General features: G+C 62.1%; 22 protein-coding genes. 13 read left to right on the top strand and 9 right to left on the bottom strand.

Going from position 1 to position 16,891, the window contains the following annotated elements:
* The first annotated feature begins 41 nt into the window (after positions 1 to 41).
* Entirely contained in the window at positions 42 to 1,250 is a 1,209-nt protein-coding gene (locus tag MOV76_RS17785; protein WP_018446492.1) for an MFS transporter, read from the top strand.
* A gap of 11 nt (positions 1,251 to 1,261) precedes the next feature.
* On the opposite strand, the gene MOV76_RS17790 is transcribed toward MOV76_RS17785, so the two are convergent.
* Positions 1,262 to 1,678 (bottom strand): helix-turn-helix domain-containing protein, encoded by a 417-nt coding sequence (locus MOV76_RS17790; RefSeq protein WP_018446493.1) that lies wholly within the window; start codon positions 1,676 to 1,678, stop codon positions 1,262 to 1,264.
* 132 nt (positions 1,679 to 1,810) lie between these two features.
* Between MOV76_RS17790 and MOV76_RS17795 the strand changes: the two genes are divergently transcribed.
* The gene (locus tag MOV76_RS17795; protein ID WP_247264995.1) at positions 1,811 to 2,698 is read left to right on the top strand and encodes an SDR family oxidoreductase; all 888 of its coding nucleotides are present in this window, start codon (positions 1,811 to 1,813) and stop codon (positions 2,696 to 2,698) included.
* Between the two features lie 183 nt (positions 2,699 to 2,881).
* Here MOV76_RS17795 and MOV76_RS17800 read toward each other — a convergent pair whose 3' ends face one another.
* On the bottom strand, positions 2,882 to 3,634 hold the full coding sequence (locus MOV76_RS17800; protein WP_028732794.1) for a pyridoxine 5'-phosphate synthase: 753 nt from the start codon (positions 3,632 to 3,634) through the stop codon (positions 2,882 to 2,884).
* A 452-nt stretch (positions 3,635 to 4,086) separates the two neighbouring features.
* Between MOV76_RS17800 and MOV76_RS17805 the strand changes: the two genes are divergently transcribed.
* Positions 4,087 to 4,779: a MerR family transcriptional regulator gene (locus MOV76_RS17805; RefSeq protein ID WP_018446495.1), complete on the top strand. Its 693-nt coding sequence runs from the start codon at positions 4,087 to 4,089 to the stop codon at positions 4,777 to 4,779.
* Positions 4,780 to 4,855: 76 nt separating this feature from the next.
* Here MOV76_RS17805 and MOV76_RS17810 read toward each other — a convergent pair whose 3' ends face one another.
* Both MOV76_RS17810 and MOV76_RS17815 read right to left on the bottom strand, forming a co-directional pair.
* On the bottom strand, positions 4,856 to 5,983 hold the full coding sequence (locus MOV76_RS17810; protein ID WP_247264996.1) for an ATP-dependent RecD-like DNA helicase: 1,128 nt from the start codon (positions 5,981 to 5,983) through the stop codon (positions 4,856 to 4,858).
* Positions 5,984 to 6,117: 134 nt separating this feature from the next.
* Positions 6,118 to 7,044: a LysR family transcriptional regulator gene (locus MOV76_RS17815; protein WP_247264997.1), complete on the bottom strand. Its 927-nt coding sequence runs from the start codon at positions 7,042 to 7,044 to the stop codon at positions 6,118 to 6,120.
* Positions 7,045 to 7,176: 132 nt separating this feature from the next.
* On the opposite strand from MOV76_RS17815, the gene MOV76_RS17820 reads away from it, so the two are divergent.
* The 4 genes from MOV76_RS17820 (at position 7,177) to MOV76_RS17835 (ending at position 10,642) form a co-directional block, all read left to right on the top strand.
* On the top strand, positions 7,177 to 7,656 hold the full coding sequence (locus tag MOV76_RS17820) for a carboxymuconolactone decarboxylase family protein (RefSeq protein ID WP_018242786.1): 480 nt from the start codon (positions 7,177 to 7,179) through the stop codon (positions 7,654 to 7,656).
* Between the two features lie 67 nt (positions 7,657 to 7,723).
* A complete protein-coding gene (locus tag MOV76_RS17825) occupies positions 7,724 to 8,479 on the top strand; it encodes an SDR family oxidoreductase (RefSeq protein WP_247264998.1) in 756 nt (251 codons plus the stop codon).
* 68 nt (positions 8,480 to 8,547) lie between these two features.
* Complete coding sequence (locus MOV76_RS17830) at positions 8,548 to 8,964, top strand: cupin domain-containing protein (protein ID WP_018242788.1); 417 nt, start codon at positions 8,548 to 8,550, stop codon at positions 8,962 to 8,964.
* Between the two features lie 196 nt (positions 8,965 to 9,160).
* Positions 9,161 to 10,642: a cyclic nucleotide-binding domain-containing protein gene (locus tag MOV76_RS17835; RefSeq protein WP_018242789.1), complete on the top strand. Its 1,482-nt coding sequence runs from the start codon at positions 9,161 to 9,163 to the stop codon at positions 10,640 to 10,642.
* A 16-nt stretch (positions 10,643 to 10,658) separates the two neighbouring features.
* Here the strand turns inward: MOV76_RS17835 and MOV76_RS17840 are convergent, their stop codons facing one another.
* Entirely contained in the window at positions 10,659 to 11,147 is a 489-nt protein-coding gene (locus tag MOV76_RS17840) for an Rrf2 family transcriptional regulator (protein ID WP_012758212.1), read from the bottom strand.
* Between the two features lie 133 nt (positions 11,148 to 11,280).
* Positions 11,281 to 11,856, bottom strand: a complete 576-nt coding sequence (locus MOV76_RS17845; protein WP_018446498.1) for a MarR family winged helix-turn-helix transcriptional regulator — start codon at positions 11,854 to 11,856, stop codon at positions 11,281 to 11,283.
* A gap of 143 nt (positions 11,857 to 11,999) precedes the next feature.
* Between MOV76_RS17845 and MOV76_RS17850 the strand changes: the two genes are divergently transcribed.
* The 5 genes from MOV76_RS17850 to MOV76_RS17870 all read left to right on the top strand — a co-directional run bounded on the left by MOV76_RS17850 (position 12,000) and on the right by MOV76_RS17870 (position 14,664).
* Positions 12,000 to 12,335: a cupin domain-containing protein gene (locus MOV76_RS17850; RefSeq protein WP_247264999.1), complete on the top strand. Its 336-nt coding sequence runs from the start codon at positions 12,000 to 12,002 to the stop codon at positions 12,333 to 12,335.
* A 46-nt stretch (positions 12,336 to 12,381) separates the two neighbouring features.
* The gene (locus MOV76_RS17855) at positions 12,382 to 12,798 is read left to right on the top strand and encodes a VOC family protein (protein ID WP_247265000.1); all 417 of its coding nucleotides are present in this window, start codon (positions 12,382 to 12,384) and stop codon (positions 12,796 to 12,798) included.
* A 156-nt stretch (positions 12,799 to 12,954) separates the two neighbouring features.
* The gene (locus tag MOV76_RS17860) at positions 12,955 to 13,335 is read left to right on the top strand and encodes a hypothetical protein (RefSeq protein ID WP_018242793.1); all 381 of its coding nucleotides are present in this window, start codon (positions 12,955 to 12,957) and stop codon (positions 13,333 to 13,335) included.
* Between the two features lie 34 nt (positions 13,336 to 13,369).
* Complete coding sequence (locus MOV76_RS17865; protein WP_026230682.1) at positions 13,370 to 13,885, top strand: RNA polymerase sigma factor; 516 nt, start codon at positions 13,370 to 13,372, stop codon at positions 13,883 to 13,885.
* Positions 13,882 to 14,664, top strand: a complete 783-nt coding sequence (locus tag MOV76_RS17870) for an anti-sigma factor (RefSeq protein WP_247265001.1) — start codon at positions 13,882 to 13,884, stop codon at positions 14,662 to 14,664. Before MOV76_RS17865 ends, MOV76_RS17870 begins: the two co-directional genes overlap by 4 nt.
* Positions 14,665 to 14,667: 3 nt before the next feature.
* On the opposite strand, the gene MOV76_RS17875 is transcribed toward MOV76_RS17870, so the two are convergent.
* Genes MOV76_RS17875 through nthA form a run of 3 tightly spaced genes read right to left on the bottom strand, consistent with a single transcriptional unit; the run spans position 14,668 to position 16,332 of the window.
* Positions 14,668 to 15,036, bottom strand: a complete 369-nt coding sequence (locus MOV76_RS17875) for a nitrile hydratase accessory protein (RefSeq protein WP_018242796.1) — start codon at positions 15,034 to 15,036, stop codon at positions 14,668 to 14,670.
* Positions 15,023 to 15,682 carry a nitrile hydratase subunit beta gene (gene nthB, locus MOV76_RS17880; protein ID WP_018242797.1) on the bottom strand — a complete coding sequence of 220 codons (660 nt, stop codon included), beginning with the start codon at positions 15,680 to 15,682 and terminating at the stop codon, positions 15,023 to 15,025. The genes MOV76_RS17875 and nthB overlap by 14 nt, the downstream gene beginning before the upstream one ends.
* A complete protein-coding gene (gene nthA, locus MOV76_RS17885; protein WP_018242798.1) occupies positions 15,679 to 16,332 on the bottom strand; it encodes a nitrile hydratase subunit alpha in 654 nt (217 codons plus the stop codon). The genes nthB and nthA overlap by 4 nt, the downstream gene beginning before the upstream one ends.
* A gap of 97 nt (positions 16,333 to 16,429) precedes the next feature.
* On the opposite strand from nthA, the gene MOV76_RS17890 reads away from it, so the two are divergent.
* On the top strand, positions 16,430 to 16,891 hold a 462-nt coding region (locus MOV76_RS17890; RefSeq protein WP_247265002.1), incomplete at its 3' end, for an SDR family oxidoreductase.

Below are 16,891 nucleotides of genomic sequence, written 5' to 3' on the forward strand. Positions count from 1 at the left end.
TTGCATTCAATCCTTTCAATCTTTGAATACCGGAGTTTCTGATGAGCATTTCAGCCACCACGCCGGATGAGGCCATTCCCAGGGCGCTATCCCCCTGGCTAACCTTCCTTTTCGCCGCCGCCTGCGGGCTGGTGGCCGCCAATCTCTATTACGGCCAGCCGCTGGCCGGCCCGATCAGTGCCGATCTCGGCTTCACGCCTGCCGCCACCGGTCTGATCGTCACGCTGACACAGATCGGCTACGGCCTCGGCCTGCTGCTGATCGTGCCGCTCGGCGACCTCACCGAAAACCGCCGTCTGGTGTTGATGCTGATCGCCGTCTCCGCAGTCGCGCTCATCGGCGCGGCGCTGTCGTCGACGCCCACGACCTTCCTCATCGCCTCGCTCTCTATCGGTCTTTCATCTGTCGCAGTTCAGGTCCTGGTTCCCTTCGCCGCCAATATGGCGCCGGATGCAACGCGCGGCCAGGTCGTCGGCAACGTCATGAGCGGCCTGCTCTGCGGCATCATGCTCGCCCGCCCCTTCGCAAGCTTCGTCGCCGAGGCCTCCTCCTGGCACGTGGTCTATTACGTCACCGCAGCGCTCATGCTCGTGCTCGCCGTCGTCTTGCGCATCAACCTGCCGGTTCGCGTGCCGAAAACGAAGCTGCGCTATGGCGAACTGCTCGCCTCCATGGGCCATTTGGCGCTCACCTCGCGCGTCCTGCAGCGCCGGGCGCTCTATCAGGCCGGTATGTTCGGCGCCTTCAGCCTGTTCTGGACGACGACGCCGCTGCTGCTCGCGAGCCCGGCCTTCGGCCTGACGCAGAACGGCATCGCCCTCTTCGCGCTTGCAGGTGCGGCCGGCGCCGTCGCTTCGCCGATCGCCGGCCGGCTTGCCGACCGCGGCATGACGAAGATCGCCTCGACGCTTGCCATGCTGCTCGGCATGGCTGCCTTCCTGATCGGCCATTTCGCCAGCGATGGCTCGCTTGGTGCTTTGCTGCTCTTGACGGCAGCGGCAATCCTTCTCGATTTCGGCGTGACGACCAATCTCGTCTGTGGCCAGCGCGCCATCTATGCGCTGAACCCGGAACACCGCAGCCGGCTCAACGGCCTCTTCATGGCAACCTTTTTTGCCGGCGGCGCGCTCGGCTCGGCGCTCGGCGGCTGGGCCTATGCGACCGGAGGCTGGACGATGACGGCCTGGATCGGCTTCTGCTTCCCGGCGTTGGCCTTCCTGCTGTTCCTGACGGAAGGACGCGGCAAGTAGAGGAAAGCGGTCTATTTGTCGGCGGAATCAAATTGAGAACGGGCGGCGCGAACGGCATCATGGTTCGCTTCCGCCCAGTTCAGAAGCTGCGACAGCGGCTGGTAGAGGGAGCGTCCAAGTTCGGTCATCGAATATTCGACGCTCGGCGGCTTGGTCGGGAAGACCTCGCGGTCGATATAACCATCCCTCTGCAGGTCGCGCAGCGTCTGCGTCAGCATGCGCTGCGATATATCGGGGATCATCCGCCGCAGCTCGCCAAAGCGATAAGGCCGATCCGCCAACACCTCGAGTAGCAGCGTCGACCATTTGCCACCGATCTGCTGCATCATGTCTCTGACCGGGCAATTGCCGAAATCGAGGCCCGCGAGATCGATCTCGCGCCGCGCCCCCGGCACCCTGTTCTTCAGACTGACAACCGCACCGCTCATCTGCTGGTTCCCTTTTGGTAACGTAGAGCCTAAAAACTGCCTCCTTTACACAGCCAGGTCAATTCCTATTCTAGTGTTACTCTCTTTTTGAGACCACCTACACAACACAGCCAACACAGAAGGAAACGACGTATGAGCGAAATCATCCTGGTCACCGGCGCTGCCGGGCAGCTCGGCCAACGTGTCATCCATCACCTCATCGAGACCTACAAGGTCGCTCCCGGCAACATTGTCGCGGCGACGCGCAGCCCGGAAAAGCTCTCCGAACTCGAAAAGAAGGGCGTCGTCACCCGCAAGGCCGATTTCGATGACGCGGCAGGCCTGGAGAAGGCTTTCGCCGGCGTCGACCGGCTGCTGATCATCAGCACCGATGCGCTGGACACTCCCGGCAAGCGCCTCGCCCAGCACAAGGGCGCCGTTGCAGCGGCCGTCAAGGCTGGCGTCAAGCACATCGCCTATACCTCTATGCCCGCGCCCGAGGATTCGCTTGTCACCTTCGCACCCGATCATCTCGGCAGTGAAAACGCCATCAAGGCAAGCGGCATCGCCCATACGATCATCCGCGACGCCTGGTATCACGACAATTACCTGCACGGCATGCCGCACAACCTGCAGGGTGGCAAATGGTATAGCGCCACGGGCGACGGCAAGGTCTCGACCATCTCGCGTGACGACTGCGCCCTGGCGATTGCCGCAGCCCTTGCCTCTGGCACCTCGGAGAGCGCCACCTATACGCTGAGCGGCGCGCAATCGCTGAACAACCGGCAGATCGCCGCCATCGTTTCCGAGGTCGCCGGCAAGCCGCTAGAGGTGATCGACGTCAATGATGAACAACTCGGCCAGGGCATGCGCGGCGCCGGCCTTCCCGGTTTCGTCGCCGACATGCTGGTTTCTGCCGACGCCAACACCCGTGCCGGCAAGTTCGACATCGTCACCGAAGACTTCACCAAGCTGACCGGCAAACAGCCGCAGCCGCTGAAGGATTTCTTCGTGGAGCACAAGGCGGCCCTGACCGCCTGAGGCTATGCCGCCCATTGAGCCTTTCGCTGCATCCCTGCGCTTGCTGCAGGGATGCAGCGCCACCGGACTTTTGACGCGAAAAACTTCTTCATTTCAGACTCTTCCTGCGCGGCGCACTGTGTGAATCGCGATCAGAAGCGTCGCGGTTCGATTCCAGTCAAAGCACTGAAAGAGACGCCCTAATCAGACCGCCTGCCCGCAGGCCCGGCAAAAGCGCCGCACCGTTTCCGCCATGCCATATTCCAGCGCATCGGCGGTCAGCCCGTGACCGATCGAAACCTCGGCAAGAGCGGGAATGCGCTTCACCAGCGCTGGCAGGTTTTCCACTGTCAAATCGTGGCCGGCATTGACGGCGAGGCCGATTGCGACGGCTGCATCGGCCGTCCGTCCAAGCGCTTCAAGAATTGGGCCTGCCCGCTCCGGCGCGTCGAAGCAACCGCCATAGGGGCCGGTATAGAGTTCGATCCGATCGGCGCCGACCGCCTTGGCGATCTCAACCGCCTGTGCGTCCCCGTCACCATCGGCAAACAGCGACACCCGGCATCCCATCGTCTTCAGCCGCGCGACGGCATCCGTCAGGAACGCCTGGTGCTTGCGGAAATCCCAGCCGTGATCGGAGGTCGCCTGGGCGGGATCGTCAGGCACCAGCGTCACCTGTTCGGGTGCCGCCCCGGCGCAGAGTTCGAAGAATTCCTCTGTGGGATAGCCCTCGATATTGAACTCGGCCTTGGGGAATTCGTCGTCGATCAGGTTGCGGATCACAGGCAGGTCGGAAAAGCGGATGTGCCGCTGGTCGGGGCGCGGATGCACCGTCAGGCCGCTCGCACCAGATTTCAGCGCGATACGCCCGAGCGCTTCGACGCTCGGCCAGGGCAGGTCGCGCCGGTTGCGCAGCATGGCGACGGCGTTGAGGTTCACGGAGAGCTTGGCGGACATGGCGAGATCCATCGGTCACGGAAATGGGAGGCCCCTGCTTTTAAGCCAACTGCTCCGCGATGGCCAACGAGATTCACAAATGGATGCGATGCCAATCGCTGATGGGCACCGAAATTACGCTGAGCATTTGCCGCGCGCGTACCGCAGATAGTAAATCCCGTCGGCTTTGAAGAGGACCGCCAGATCCCGCAGTGCAGCACATGTTTTTGTGCAACACACCCAAGAACCCGGCAAAATATGCCGGTAAAGTTGCTATCCCATTTAAAAGAGATTATTTTTAGCACTTATAAAAAAGATCGTTCACGCATAACGTGGACATCGTATCGCGTAGAGTACGCCGCGTACTGCTTCTTTCCCACTGAGAAGAACGCCTAGAGGAAACCCCACTCGCCGCGCATGGGAAGCAACTGGCAAAACCGCATGAGGTGCAACAACATGCCCCAGGAGGGTTCATGCCAGACGGTTCCAAACGCCTGTTTGCCACCGCCGGTATCGCTTCGGAGGCCCGATCGAAATATCGGTTCCTGCCTTCAGCCGCGCTACCGCCGGATCTACCGGACGGTCCGGTGCCCATTGCCGACATGGCAAACGCATTCGGCGTCACGCACAGGACACTGCATTTCTATGAAGAGAAAGGGTTGATTTCAGCCAACCGCATCGGCCTGATGCGGGTCTACGGCCAGGATGATGTGATGCGCATGGCCGTCATCACAGTCTGCCGCGATACAGGCATGCCGATCGCGGTCATCCAGGAATTGATGGACGAACTCCGCAACGCTGATTCGCAGGAAACGGCCGAGGCGATGTTCCGCGAGGCCTTGCAGGTACGCAAGCGCGAACTGACGGCGGAGATGTCGACGCTGCACCGCCAGCTCCAGCAGGTCGGCGACCTCCTGGATTACGACGGCAGCGTCGAGGAGCCGCCGTTAAACGACAATCAGGACAGTGCAAGCCTGACCGCAGAGGAGCGGCGTTGCCTGGAACTGATGGCGGAGGGTTATTCCACCCAACGCATCGCCCGGGCGCTCGACCTGAAGCATGACGAAACCCGTGACCTGGAGGCCGGAATCATCCTTAAATTCCGCGCCAACAACCGCTTCCAGGCTATCGCCAAGGCAGTTCTGCTCGGCATCGTGCAGGCCTGAATCACGCCCCGACGGCCGCCACCGTCTCCTCTTTCTTCTGTCCGATCAGCAGATGCGACCTGCGGGTGCGATGGGATCAGCGAACGATCGTCAGCGTCTCCGCCGCGCGGGTGATCGCGGTATAGAGCCAGCGTTCCCGCGTGTCGCGAAACGCCCAGCTCTCGTCGAAGAGCACGACATCATTCCATTGCGAACCCTGCGCCTTGTGAACGGTGAGCGCATAGCCGTAGTCGAACTCGTCATAGCGCTTGCGGGTGTTCCAGGGGATCTCGCCCTCGACGTCCTCGAAGGCCTGCTTCAGCAGCTTGATCTTCGCAGCCCCGCGGTCCATGTCATCGTCTTCGGGGCGGACGAGCAGATTGATGCCGGGCTTCGTCGTTTCCTTGGACGAGGTCATTACCTGCCAGAGCGAACCGTTGAGCAGGCCCTTGGCTGGATCATTCCGCAGGCAGACGAGCTTGTCGCCGGTCTGGGGATAATCGGCATTGAAGCCTTTCAGCTCGCGCAGGCGCTGATTGTAGCGCCGACGCGTCCTATTGGTGCCGACGAGCACCTGGTCGGCGTCGAGGACCAATTGCTGCGTGACCTCGTTCTTCGAGATCACCTTGGCCGTGCCGTAGTCACCGTACATCACCTCATTGCCTTCGCGCACCTGCATGGCGAGCTTGATGATCGGATTGTCGCGCGCCTGGCGGTGGATATCGGTGAGCAGGTAGTCCGGCTCCTGATTGGTGAAGTAGCCGCCACCGGTAACCGGCGGCAACTGGCCGGGATCACCGAGCACCAGGATCGGCGTGCCGAAGCTCATTAGATCCTTGCCGAGCGCCTCGTCGACCATCGAGCATTCGTCGACGATGATCAGCGCCGCCTTCGCGACCGGGCTCTGCCGGTTGATCGAAAACATCGGCGCGATCGAGGTCTTGCCTGTTTCCTCGTCTTCCACCGCCTCCTCGCCGCGCGGCCGATAGATCAGCGAATGGATCGTCCGGGCGTTGGAGGCGCCGCGCGAGCGCAGCACCTGCGCCGCCTTGCCGGTAAAGGCGGCAAACAGCACGTCGCCATCGACATTCTCGGCGAAATGCTTGGCAAGCGTCGTCTTCCCTGTCCCGGCGTAGCCGAACAGGCGAAAGAGCGGCGAGCGCCCTTCCTTCAGCCATTTCGAAACAGCCTTCAGGGCTTCGTCTTGTTGCCGCGCAAATTGCATGATCGGAGGACTTGGCAGGATTCGCGGCCTTTAGGCAAGGCGGAAACTGGCGAGGCAAGGCCAATGACGGCAAATCCGCCCGGCGCCAAACCCGCTGCAGCTTCCGCCGTGCACGATAAGCCGCCCGCCGACGGTCATCCCTCCCACCGCCGGCCCGCGCTGCTCGCGCACATTGACGGGTCCTGCCCGATGGCATCGGTCAGAAAGTCCAGAACCGCTTTGACGCGCAACGGTATGTTTCTTCGTGAGGGATAGACGACATAGATCGGCAGCCGGGTCGGTTGAAAGTCGTTCATGACAGGGATCAGCCGACCGGCGACGATATCCGGCACGGCGACGATGTGGGAGAGCACCGCCAGTCCTGCGCCGGCAAGGGCCGCCCTGTGAATAGCGACGGCGCTGCACGCGGTCAGCCGCGGCGAGATCCTGACGGATATGTCTTCCGAGCCGTTCGAGAACGACCATGAACAGGCATCGCCGGCTCTGCTGTAGCACAGGCATTCATGGTCCTTGATGTCCTTCGGCGTCCTCGGAGACGCCTTGCGCGCGAGATAGGCGGGCGAGGCGACGAGGAATGCCGTCGTCCAGCCGATCCGCCGGCAAACGAGGCTGCTGTCTGCGACGGAACCCAGACGCACTTCGACGTCGAGGCGTTCCTCGATCATATCGGAGCCTTGTTCCCTGAGGAGCAGTTCCACAGAGAGTTTCGGATGGGCGGCAAGAAGATCGCCCAGCCGTTCGCTGAGATAGAGGCCGAGCGGCGCGGGAACGCTCAGCCTCACCTTTCCCGAAGCCACGGCTCCATCCGATCCGGCGGCATCGCCAAGCTCCTCCACGGCTTCGAGAATCCGGAGCGCCATCGGCAGCATGCGCTCCCCCTCCGCAGTCAGCGACAGGCCGCTCGTCGTGCGATGCAGGAGGCGGATGTTGAAATGGCCCTCGAGGGCCGCGACCTGTCGCGAGACCGCCGGCTGCGTCACATCGAGATCGTGCGCCGCCGCCGAAAACGAGCCCGTCTCGACGACGCGCTGAAAGGTCCGCAATGCCGAAACGATATCCATCCCTGCCCCCTCATACTTCTGCGCATAGGCTTTATGCCGCCAGACTAAGCGAGAATGGCTTTACAGTCCAGCAATTAAGGATATCCTTTATCCATAAGGATATCTAATATCCTTAATTAGAGGAGAAATGACATGACCCAGCGATTGAACTACGCCCAGCAGTCCCCCGAGCTTTTCAAGAAGTTCATGGAATTCAGCATGGCTCTGCGCAGCAGCGTGATCGACGAGAAGCTGCAGGCCCTCGTCGAAATCCGCGCCTCGCAGATCAATGGATGCGGCTTTTGCCTCGACATGCATGTCAAGCAGGCAAAGATCCACGGCGAGACCGAACTGCGTCTCTATCACGTCGCCATCTGGCGGGAATCGAACCTGTTCGTTCCCCGCGAGCGTGCAGCCCTTGCCTGGACCGAAGCGCTGACGAACCTTCCCGAGGGCGGCATTCCAGACGAGATTTACGAACGGGTTCGCGGCCAGCTTTCCGAAAAGGAAATCTCGGACCTGACCTTTGTCGTCATGGCCATCAATGCCTGGAACCGTGTCAATGTCGGTTTCAAGACCGTGCCCGGCACGGCCGACAAGGCCTACGGCCTCGATAAGGCCGGCCTGAACTAAACCGCGCAATTCCTTGAGAAGATTCACCTTGACGCTGCCGCACCCCGGCGGCGAACGGAGATCCATTATGAAAATCGTTGTCATCGGCGGAACCGGCCTCATCGGTTCGAAGACTGTCGAACGCCTGCGCAAGCGCGGACATGACGTGATTGCCGCATCGCCGAACTCCGGCGTCAACACAATCACCGGGGAAGGATTGGCGGAGGCGCTCTCAGCCGCCGAAGTTGTGCTCGACCTCGCCAATTCGCCGTCCTTCGAAGACAAGGACGTGATCGAGTTCTTCGAGACCTCGGGCCGCAATCTTCTCGCCGCCGAAAAACTCGCCGGCGTCAGGCACCATATCGCCCTCTCCGTCGTCGGCACCGAGCGTCTGCAGGAAAGCGGCTATTTCCGCGGCAAGCTCGCTCAGGAAATGCTGATCAAGGCATCGGGCATTCCCTATACCATCGTGCATTCGACGCAGTTCATGGAATTCCTCGGCGGCATCGCCCAATCGGGGACGGTCGGCCAGACGGTCCGCCTGTCGCCGGCCTATGTGCAGCCGATCGTTTCCGACGACGTCGCCGATGTCATGGCGGATGTGGCTCTTGCACCGCCCGCCAATGCGACGATCGAGATATCAGGTCCGGAACGAGCGCGCCTCAGCGAACTCGTCGCCCGGTATCTGAAGGCCATGAAGGACCCGCGCACCGTCGAGGCCGATGCCGATGCGAAATATTTCGGCGCGAGACTCAACGATCAGTCGCTCGTTTCCGACAACAACCCGCGGCTCGGCTCGATCACCTTCGAGCAGTGGTTCGCAAAGTCCGCCCAGCCAAAGTGATCCGACTTGCCCTGAGGACGCGGCCACTCGGGCGCATCCTGCCCCACCCTGCAACCATGGAGATTCCGATGATCAGAACATCATTCCTCGCCGGTGCGCTCGCCCTTCTGGCAGCCACGGGCGCTAGCGCCGATGAGGGCAGCAAAGCTGCCAAGGTGACGCTCGTCTATGAACACGAACTTCCAAACGTACCGGGCAAGAGCATCAAGGGCGTGTTGGTCGAGTACGGCCCAGGCGGCTTCTCCGAAGGCCACACCCATCCCGATACGGCCTTCATCTACGCCACCGTGCTCGAAGGAGCGATCCGCAGCCAGGTCAACGACGGCCCCGTCAAGGTCTATCATGCCGGAGAGAGCTTCTCCGAAATGCCGGGCGACCGCCATGGTGTCAGCGCCAACGGCAGCAAAACGAAGCCAGCCCGCTTGCTCGCCGTCTTTGTCGTCGATACCAAGCAGAAAGAGCTGACCTATCCGCTCAAGAAGTAATGATCCGCATTACAGCGCCGCGCGTCTTTCAGACGCGCAAAGGACGCTGTAACACTTTCAACCCTCGCATCGTGCTTTCCAAAGATCGGTTCCGATTTTCGGGCCGATGCGAAACCGCCCGCGCAAGCCCCGATGCTTGCGTGGGCGGTCGAGATGCTGAATCATGGGCGGCTCGCCCCATTCCGGAGACAGAGAGATGATTGACGACGCGCTCTTCGGTAAACCTCTGATATCCCTCATTACGATAGGTTTGGCCGGTATCGTCGTCTGGCATCTTCTCTCCCGCCAACGGCCGACGACGCGACTGGTGGTGCAAATCCTCTTCTTCGCGATGATGACGTTGATCCTCGTCGTCAGCGGCATCGAACCACACCGGTTTCAAGGATATGAATCCGAGGATCCGCAGGCTTTGCTCGTCATCGTCGCGAAATCGCTCTGGTGGATCCATCTGGCGTGGGCCGTCATCGGTTTCATCAGGCTGTATCTGGTGCTGGAGGGCAGTCCGCGAGAGGCCCGCCTGCTCCAGGATCTCGTCATCGGCGTCGTCTATATCGGCATGGCCCTGTCAGTTCTGGCCTTCGTCTTCGGCGTGCCGATCGGCACGCTCGTCGCGACCTCGGGCGTCGTCGCCATTATTCTCGGCCTTGCGCTCCAGAACACGCTCGCCGACGTCTTCTCCGGCATCGCGTTGACGCTCGGCCGGCCCTACATCATCGGCGACTGGATCCTTCTCAGCGACGGTACGGAGGGGCGCGTCGTCGAAAGCAACTGGCGCGCGACACACATCCTGACCAGCGCAAACAATGTCGTCGTTCTGCCGAACAGTTTTCTGGCAAAGCTCGGCCTGACGAATGTAAGCCGGCCGGACGAGACCCATCTCCTGGTCCTCACTATCCGCATCGCTCCGACGCGGATGCCGGCATCAGTCCGGCACGTCATGGCAACGGCGCTGGCGAGCTGCAATTCGATCGTGCGCGAGCCGCCGCCGGTCGTGGCGCTCAAGGGGCTGGATGCCACGGCGCTGGAGGTCGAGCTGCAGTTCCGGGTGACGAGCCCGAGCCAACGGGTGACGGCACGAAACGAGGTGCTCGATCTCGTCTATCGTCACTGCAAATCGGCCGGACTGCTTTTGGCTGTTCCGGCCGCGGCCTCAGTCCTGACGGGCGATCTGCCGACCGAAGAAAGCGCACGACCGCCCCGTGTAACGCCGCTCGAACTGATCGAGGCCATTCCGATCTTTGCGACGCTGACATCAGATGAAAAGCAGAAACTCGCCGAGACCACGGCCGTGCGGGAATTCCGCAAGGGCGATGTCCTCGTGCGGGAGGGCGAAATGCTCCCGTCGCTGATGATGGTGCGGGCGGGCATCATCGCGGCGCGGCACGGAGATGAGGAGCGCGGGCGGCTCGCGCCGGGTGATTTTTTCGGAGAGACCGGCCTGCTCGCGGGCATGCAGGAAGCCTGCACCCTGGAAGCTCTGACCTCCGTGACCGCGTATGAGATCGATCAAGAGGCCTTCGCGCCGCTGCTAAGCGAACGCCCCGCGCTGGCGGAAGAAGTCGCCGACCATCTCGCCAGCCGCGCCGAGCGTTTCCGCAACGGCGCCTCCTTGCCCCCGGAACATGCCCGCAGTGCGCATGCCATCCTGAAGACCATCAGGACCATCTTCAAGGCGTAGAGATCGGCACCCCCGCTCAGCCGGCGCGCTTGAGCACCCATTCGAACGTGCTCCGCCAAATGTCGGCCGGCACTTCCTCGGACAAGGTGCCGACCAGATCGGAAAGCCGGACGCGCCTCAGCGTATCCCGCCAGGCCTCGTCGGCCTCCCACATGATGCGCGCGACCGCGCATGGCTTGCTGTCGCAGTATCCTTCCGGCCGGCAGGGATTGTTCGCCCGGATGTTCGTACAGGTGAAGCTGCGGGCCTTCCCCTCGACCGCCTCGACGATCTCGAGAAAATTGATATCCGAGGGGGTCTTGGCAAGCCTGTAGCCGCCACTCGGGCCGAGGGTGGTCTCGACAAGCGATGCCTGCGAAAGGCTTTGCAGTGCTTTGGAGAGATATTCCTTCGGCAGACCATGAAGCTCGGCGAGCGCCTTGGTGGAAAGATACCTGCCCTCCGGCAGGCCCGCGAGAATGGCGCAGCAGTGAAGCGCCCACTCGACCTGGCTTTTCAGGATCATTCAGCAACTCGTGTGATGGCTGGCTCTGCCAATGGAATTAAGGACACATCATATCCGAAAACCGACCCGAAGTAAATGAGCCGCAAAAGCAGCGTGTTGCTGGCTGAACGGCGATGCGGGCTCCGATCTCCACTCAGCCCGCGTTCTCATCCTCTCCCCGCGCCTGCTCATTTTCAATTCCGGCGATCAGCTTGCGCAGCAGCGCAGCGAGCGCCTCGCGCTCCTTTCCGTCAAGAGCCTGCAGAAAAGAAGCTTCGCTCGCCATGTCGGTGCGGAAAGCCTTTTCGGCGAGTGCCGCACCCGCTTCGCTCAATGCCACCAGCACGCTGCGCCCATCGCGTGGTGATTTCTCCCGGCGGATCAGCCCCGCCTTCTCCAGCCGGTCAAGCCTGTGGGTCAGGCCTCCCGAGGAGATCATCAGCGCCGAATACATCTCCGTCGGCGTCAGCCGGTAAGGCGTTCCGAAACGGCGAAGCGTTGCAATCACGTCGAATTCGCCACGGTCGAGGCCAAAATCGGCAAAGGTCGCCTCGATGCTGGGGCGCACCAGGTTCGACAACCGAAAGGCCCGCCCCAGGATCGCCATCGGCTCCGTGTCGAGGTCCGGCAGTTCCACCGCCCATTGCCGGCGCAGCCGGTCGACATGGTCATCCCCAGGGCGGTCCTCGTCCCCCGGGCGGTCGCGGTCCCCTTCAGTTCCATTCATCATTCTCTGCCTCATATCACCACAAGCGAGACATACACCTTCCACCCGAGTCACGGAAGATATCTTGACAAGAAGATAGTTTTAAGAATATATCTTCTCGCGAAGATAGTTTTGTGTTCATAGACAGAACGAGCGGGAGGCACGTGATGTTCAGGATTCTTCGCCACCAGGAAGTGCGACCCGATCAGAGCCGCACTGTCCGCTTCGAAGGCCGCGACTATGGCGGCGAGATATCGCTCTTCCTCGTCGACAACGAGCCCGGCCAGGGGCCCGACCTGCACGTCCATCCCTATTCCGAGACATGGGCGGTCAGGAAGGGCGAAGCCGAGTTCACCGTAGGCGACGCCAAAACCCGCGCCTTTCCAGGCGATATCGTCGTAGTAGCCGCCAACATTCCCCACCGTTTCGAGAATGTCGGCACCGGACGGCTCGAAATCGTCTGCATTCATGCCAGCGATACGATCGTGCAGGAGTTTGTGTGAGAAGAAACCGTCGCCCCGAAAGGGGAAGGAAGAGGAGGAAACTGCCATGCCCAAGATGATCTTCGTGAACCTGCCGGTGAAAGACCTTGCCGCTGCCACCCGCTTCTATGAAGCGATCGGGTGCACCAAGAACGAACAGTTCAGCGATCGCCAGGCGTCGAACATGGTCTGGTCCGAAGCCATTATCTTTCACTTGCTGACGCGCGATTTCTTCGCGAGTTTCACGCCGAAACCCGTTGCCGAAGCGCAGAAGGCGAGCGAGATGCTGATCGCGCTGACGATGGACAGCCGTGAACAGGTGGACGCCATAGTCGAGGCGGCCGGAGTGGCCGGCGGCAGGGCCGATCTGCGCGCGCCGACGGACATGGGCTGGCTCTATAATCGCGCCTTCGAGGATCCCGATGGCCATATATTCGAAGCAGTGTGGGTCGACATGGCGGCGGCGGCCGCCACCGGAGAGTAGCCAACAAGGCGCCGGGCGCGACGTGCGCGACGAAACCGGCTTCGGCCCGCCACGCCCGCCATCAAAACTTTTCCGGCGCTTTGGAATAAAACCGCCTCGCCTCGTGTCTCATCTCAGGTATCGCAAGACTGCGTGCCCAATCTGAGGAGAGACACCATGAAATCCGTGAAATTTCTGTCCGTCGTGGCGGCTGCCACCTTTGCCGCGACCGCTGCTTTCGCCGCGCCTCCTGTCAAAACAGTCGAATCCGAAAAGGGCAAGGTGCTTGCCGGCGAAAACGGCATGACGCTCTACACCTTCAAGAAGGACGTCAAGGGCGTCTCCAATTGCAACGACGACTGCGCCAAGAACTGGCCGCCGCTGATGGCCGCTGGTGATGCCAAGGCCGATGGTGCATATTCGATCGTCGATCGCAAGGATGGCACGAAACAATGGGCCAAGGACGGCATGCCGCTCTATTTCTGGGTCAAGGACAAGAAGGCCGGCGACATCACCGGCGATGGCGTCGGCGGCAACTGGGATCTTGCCAAACCTTGATCGCGAAGACCCCGATCACAAGAAAGCTGCCGGCGTGAAAACACCCGCACCCGAAACCTTCGAGGGCCAGATCCTGGCCCTCCTGCCCTCGCTCAGGCGCTATTCGCGCAGCCTGACACGCTCGGATACCGATGGCGAGGATCTGCTCCAGGATTGCGTCGAGAAGGTTCTCACGCGCCGCGGCCAATGGCGCGGCCTCAACCTGCGCGGCTGGGTCCTGACCATCATGACCAATCTCTACCGCAACGGCCGACGCGGCAAGGCGCGCGACGGCCTCGTCGAGCTTGACGCCGCAGAGGATCTGGCCGCGTCCGAACCGCCGGCCGATCCGCTGGAGCGCGCCCGCCTGGATGATGCGCTGAACAGCCTTTCAGAGGAGCACCGCGCCGTGCTGATGCTCGTGGTCATCGAAGGATACACCTATGGGGAGGTCGCCGCCGCGCTCGATATCCCGATCGGCACCGTCATGTCCCGCCTGTCACGCGCCCGCCGGCGCGTCGCCGAGCGATTGAAGGCCGACAACATCATTACGCTTCGGAGACCGAAATGAACGAGACCAATCCGAGCGTCACCGAAGCCGACCTCCACGCCTATGCCGACGGCCAACTGCCGGAAACGGCGCGCGCCCGCATCGAGGCCTTCCTGGCCGACAATCCCGACGAGGCGGCGATGCTCGCCGAATGGCAGGCGCAGAATGGGGCCATCCGGTCGCTGTTTGCCGGTTATGAGAAGGCGAAGGACACCGATCGTCTGCTCGTCGCCCCACCGCGCGCCGTCTCATCGGGGCCGAAACGCTGGGCGATCGCCGCATCAGCCCTCCTCGTCTTCACGCTCGGCGCCCTCAGCGGCCATTATGGCCCGGCACTTCTGGAAAAGCCGGAGCTGCAGCTTGCCGGCTCCGAAACCCTGCCGAAACAGGCTGAGACCGCCTTCACGGTCTATGCCGCCGAGGTTCGCCACCCCGTCGAGGTCTTCGCCGACGAGGAGGCTCATCTTGCCACCTGGCTCGGCAAGCGTCTGGCAATCCAGAATCTCAAGATCCCGAACCTGCAGCCGCTCGGCTTCAAGCTGGTTGGCGGCCGCTTGCTGCCGGTCGATGGCCGGCCAGGCGCCATGTTCATGTACGAGAACCAGGCTGGCGAGCGCCTGACTGTCCTGGTTGGCCGCAACACGGAAAATAGCACGACGAGCTTCCGCTTCGCCTCATCAGGCAATATCGAGACCTTTTACTGGATCGACGGCGAACTCGGTTATGCCGTCACCGGCGAAATCTCCCGCGAGACGCTGCGGGAGGTAGCAGAAGAGTGCTACAAGCAATTCCCGTCGTGAGGATCAGCGTGAGGGATCGTTGCCGAGCTCGATCGGCCGGCCGTGCGGCGTCGCTTCCGCCGCCCGCTGCCAACTCTGTTGCAGTGCCTGGATCGTATCCGCATCGGCGATGCCGCGGTTGACGATGAGGTCCGAGAGAGCAGCCACCCAGCAGTCAAAATAGTCGCTGCCATCTTCGGCCCGGCCAGGCTTGTGCAGTTGCGCGGAAAGCGTTTCAGCCCATTCGCTCCAACTGAAGAGGCCTTTTGCGTGCAGGTGCACGGTCATGGCAAAAGCTTCCGCCGCCCACGGCTCGGGAAAAACCGGCTCGCCCTTCGGCGACCTCGGCAGCCCGGACGATTGCATCAGCGGCGATGTCTCATGCCGGCTCAAGATAGCCCTCCCAGGCATCGATCGACACCGTCAGCGTTGGATCGGCATCCTCGCCCCAGATCTCCGCACCGTCGAAAACGACCGTATAGAGCCATTGCGGGTTCTCGCCCTTGCCATGCGCATTGTCGTCGGGAAAGACGAACGAACCCTGCACCGCCTCGACCACACCGGTCCTGGCGCGGGCATAACGCGGCAGGCGCGTATGCGTCGCCGGATTGAAGTTCTTCGTCCTCACCGCCTCACCGACCACGAAGAGCGGCGCGGTCTCGACAGGACGATCACAAGGCCCGCCCTTCGCCAGCACGGCGGGCACCATGTCCGCCTTCAGCACGCGTTTTGGAACCGCTCCTGCCTGCTGCGCATGACCGGACAGCAATTCCGCACGCGTCGCAAAGCCATGCCGTTCGATCAGCTTGTCGATGCCGCGGATCCAGATCTCGTAATAGCTGGCGGCGAGGTAATCGGCCGGCGGAATATTCTCGCGCGCATGCCGGCTTTCATCGATCGTCCATGCGCCGAAAGCGCCGCAGGAAAGCGTGATGCCGAGTGCCCGCTTTTCCCAATCGGCATGGAAATAGGGCTCGTCCTTTTCGGGCGCGACAGGCCCGAAGCCCATCTGCCCGCCGAGATCGTGCGGTCCGTTCATGTGGCGCTCTCCGACTTGCGGGCAACGGCCGTGCCGATCATCGCATCGCGGCTGACGAGATCGGCAAGCGACTGCTCGTCCATGCCTTCCGTACCTTCGGGCCGCTCGGGAATGACGAGGTAACGCAGCTCCGCCGTCGAATCCCAAACGCGGATCTTCTGGTTCTCAGGCAGCATCAGCCCGAATTCGGCCAGCACGCCGCGCGGATCGATGACGGCGCGCGAGCGATAGGCCGGCGCTTTGTACCAGACCGGCGGCAGGCCGAGCACCGACCAGGGATAACAGGAGCAAAGCGTGCAGACGACGAGGTTATGGGTCTCGGCCGTGTTGAAGACGGCACGCATGTGCTCGCCCTGCCGGCCGGTGTAACCGAGGCTTGATATCGCCGCCGTCGCATCGCGCTTCAGCCAGTCGGCGAAATCGGCATCGCTCCAAGCCCTGGCGACGACATGGGCGCCGTTTCTCGGTCCCACCTTGGTCTCGTAGGTATCGACGATCGCATCGATCGCCGCCGGATCGATCAGCCCCTTCTCCGTCAGCAGCGTTTCCAGCGCCTTCACGCGCGCCTGCATGTCGGAATAATGATTGTCATGATCGTGCCCGTGGGCGTGCTCATCTCCGTGAGCATGGTCGTCGTCATGGTCGTGCAAGGCGATGCCCTCCCGAAACTGCCCGCTCTTTCTAACATATGCCGCAGGCCCGCCAAGCCCTTCTATGTCTCATCCGCTTTTCCGCTAATCTCCTGCCATGAATATCCTGATTCTCGGCGCAACCGGCTTTATAGGCTCCGTCGTCGCGGCCCGGCTCGTTGCCGACGGCCACGTCGTAACCGGGCTCGGCCGCAATCCCGTACGTGCCCGTTTGAAACAGCCGGCGATCGAATGGCGGCGCGCAGATCTATCGCGCATGACGAAACCCGCCGATTGGGAAGATATCCTCAAGGACCAGCATGTCGTCGTCAATTGCGCCGGCGCCCTGCAGGACGGCCTGTCGGACGATCTGGCGGCCACCCAGGCAGAGGCGATGCTGGCGCTGTATGCTGCTGCAAAGTGCTCGTCGCGCCAGCTCATCGTGCAGATATCGGCAAGGACGGCAGGAGCGGCCGGCGACCTTCCCTTTCTCGCCACCAAGCGCCGCGCCGACGAGGCGCTCGCGGCAAGCGGCCTGCCTTACCTCATCCTGCGCCCTGCCCTCGTGCTCGGCCGCAAT

Origin of the sequence: Rhizobium sp. PRIMUS64 (genome assembly GCF_023006465.1) — a bacterium.
GTDB lineage: Bacteria > Pseudomonadota > Alphaproteobacteria > Rhizobiales > Rhizobiaceae > Rhizobium > Rhizobium leguminosarum.

Coding starts and splice junctions, on each gene's coding strand:
- MOV76_RS17785 (WP_018446492.1), top strand. CDS start 42: ATGAGCATTTCAGCCACCACGCCGGATGAGGCCATTCCCAGGGCGCTA.
- MOV76_RS17790 (WP_018446493.1), bottom strand. CDS start 1,678: ATGAGCGGTGCGGTTGTCAGTCTGAAGAACAGGGTGCCGGGGGCGCGG.
- MOV76_RS17795 (WP_247264995.1), top strand. CDS start 1,811: ATGAGCGAAATCATCCTGGTCACCGGCGCTGCCGGGCAGCTCGGCCAA.
- MOV76_RS17800 (WP_028732794.1), bottom strand. CDS start 3,634: ATGTCCGCCAAGCTCTCCGTGAACCTCAACGCCGTCGCCATGCTGCGC.
- MOV76_RS17805 (WP_018446495.1), top strand. CDS start 4,087: ATGCCAGACGGTTCCAAACGCCTGTTTGCCACCGCCGGTATCGCTTCG.
- MOV76_RS17810 (WP_247264996.1), bottom strand. CDS start 5,983: ATGCAATTTGCGCGGCAACAAGACGAAGCCCTGAAGGCTGTTTCGAAA.
- MOV76_RS17815 (WP_247264997.1), bottom strand. CDS start 7,044: ATGGATATCGTTTCGGCATTGCGGACCTTTCAGCGCGTCGTCGAGACG.
- MOV76_RS17820 (WP_018242786.1), top strand. CDS start 7,177: ATGACCCAGCGATTGAACTACGCCCAGCAGTCCCCCGAGCTTTTCAAG.
- MOV76_RS17825 (WP_247264998.1), top strand. CDS start 7,724: ATGAAAATCGTTGTCATCGGCGGAACCGGCCTCATCGGTTCGAAGACT.
- MOV76_RS17830 (WP_018242788.1), top strand. CDS start 8,548: ATGATCAGAACATCATTCCTCGCCGGTGCGCTCGCCCTTCTGGCAGCC.
- MOV76_RS17835 (WP_018242789.1), top strand. CDS start 9,161: ATGATTGACGACGCGCTCTTCGGTAAACCTCTGATATCCCTCATTACG.
- MOV76_RS17840 (WP_012758212.1), bottom strand. CDS start 11,147: ATGATCCTGAAAAGCCAGGTCGAGTGGGCGCTTCACTGCTGCGCCATT.
- MOV76_RS17845 (WP_018446498.1), bottom strand. CDS start 11,856: ATGATGAATGGAACTGAAGGGGACCGCGACCGCCCGGGGGACGAGGAC.
- MOV76_RS17850 (WP_247264999.1), top strand. CDS start 12,000: ATGTTCAGGATTCTTCGCCACCAGGAAGTGCGACCCGATCAGAGCCGC.
- MOV76_RS17855 (WP_247265000.1), top strand. CDS start 12,382: ATGCCCAAGATGATCTTCGTGAACCTGCCGGTGAAAGACCTTGCCGCT.
- MOV76_RS17860 (WP_018242793.1), top strand. CDS start 12,955: ATGAAATCCGTGAAATTTCTGTCCGTCGTGGCGGCTGCCACCTTTGCC.
- MOV76_RS17870 (WP_247265001.1), top strand. CDS start 13,882: ATGAACGAGACCAATCCGAGCGTCACCGAAGCCGACCTCCACGCCTAT.
- nthB (WP_018242797.1), bottom strand. CDS start 15,682: ATGAACGGACCGCACGATCTCGGCGGGCAGATGGGCTTCGGGCCTGTC.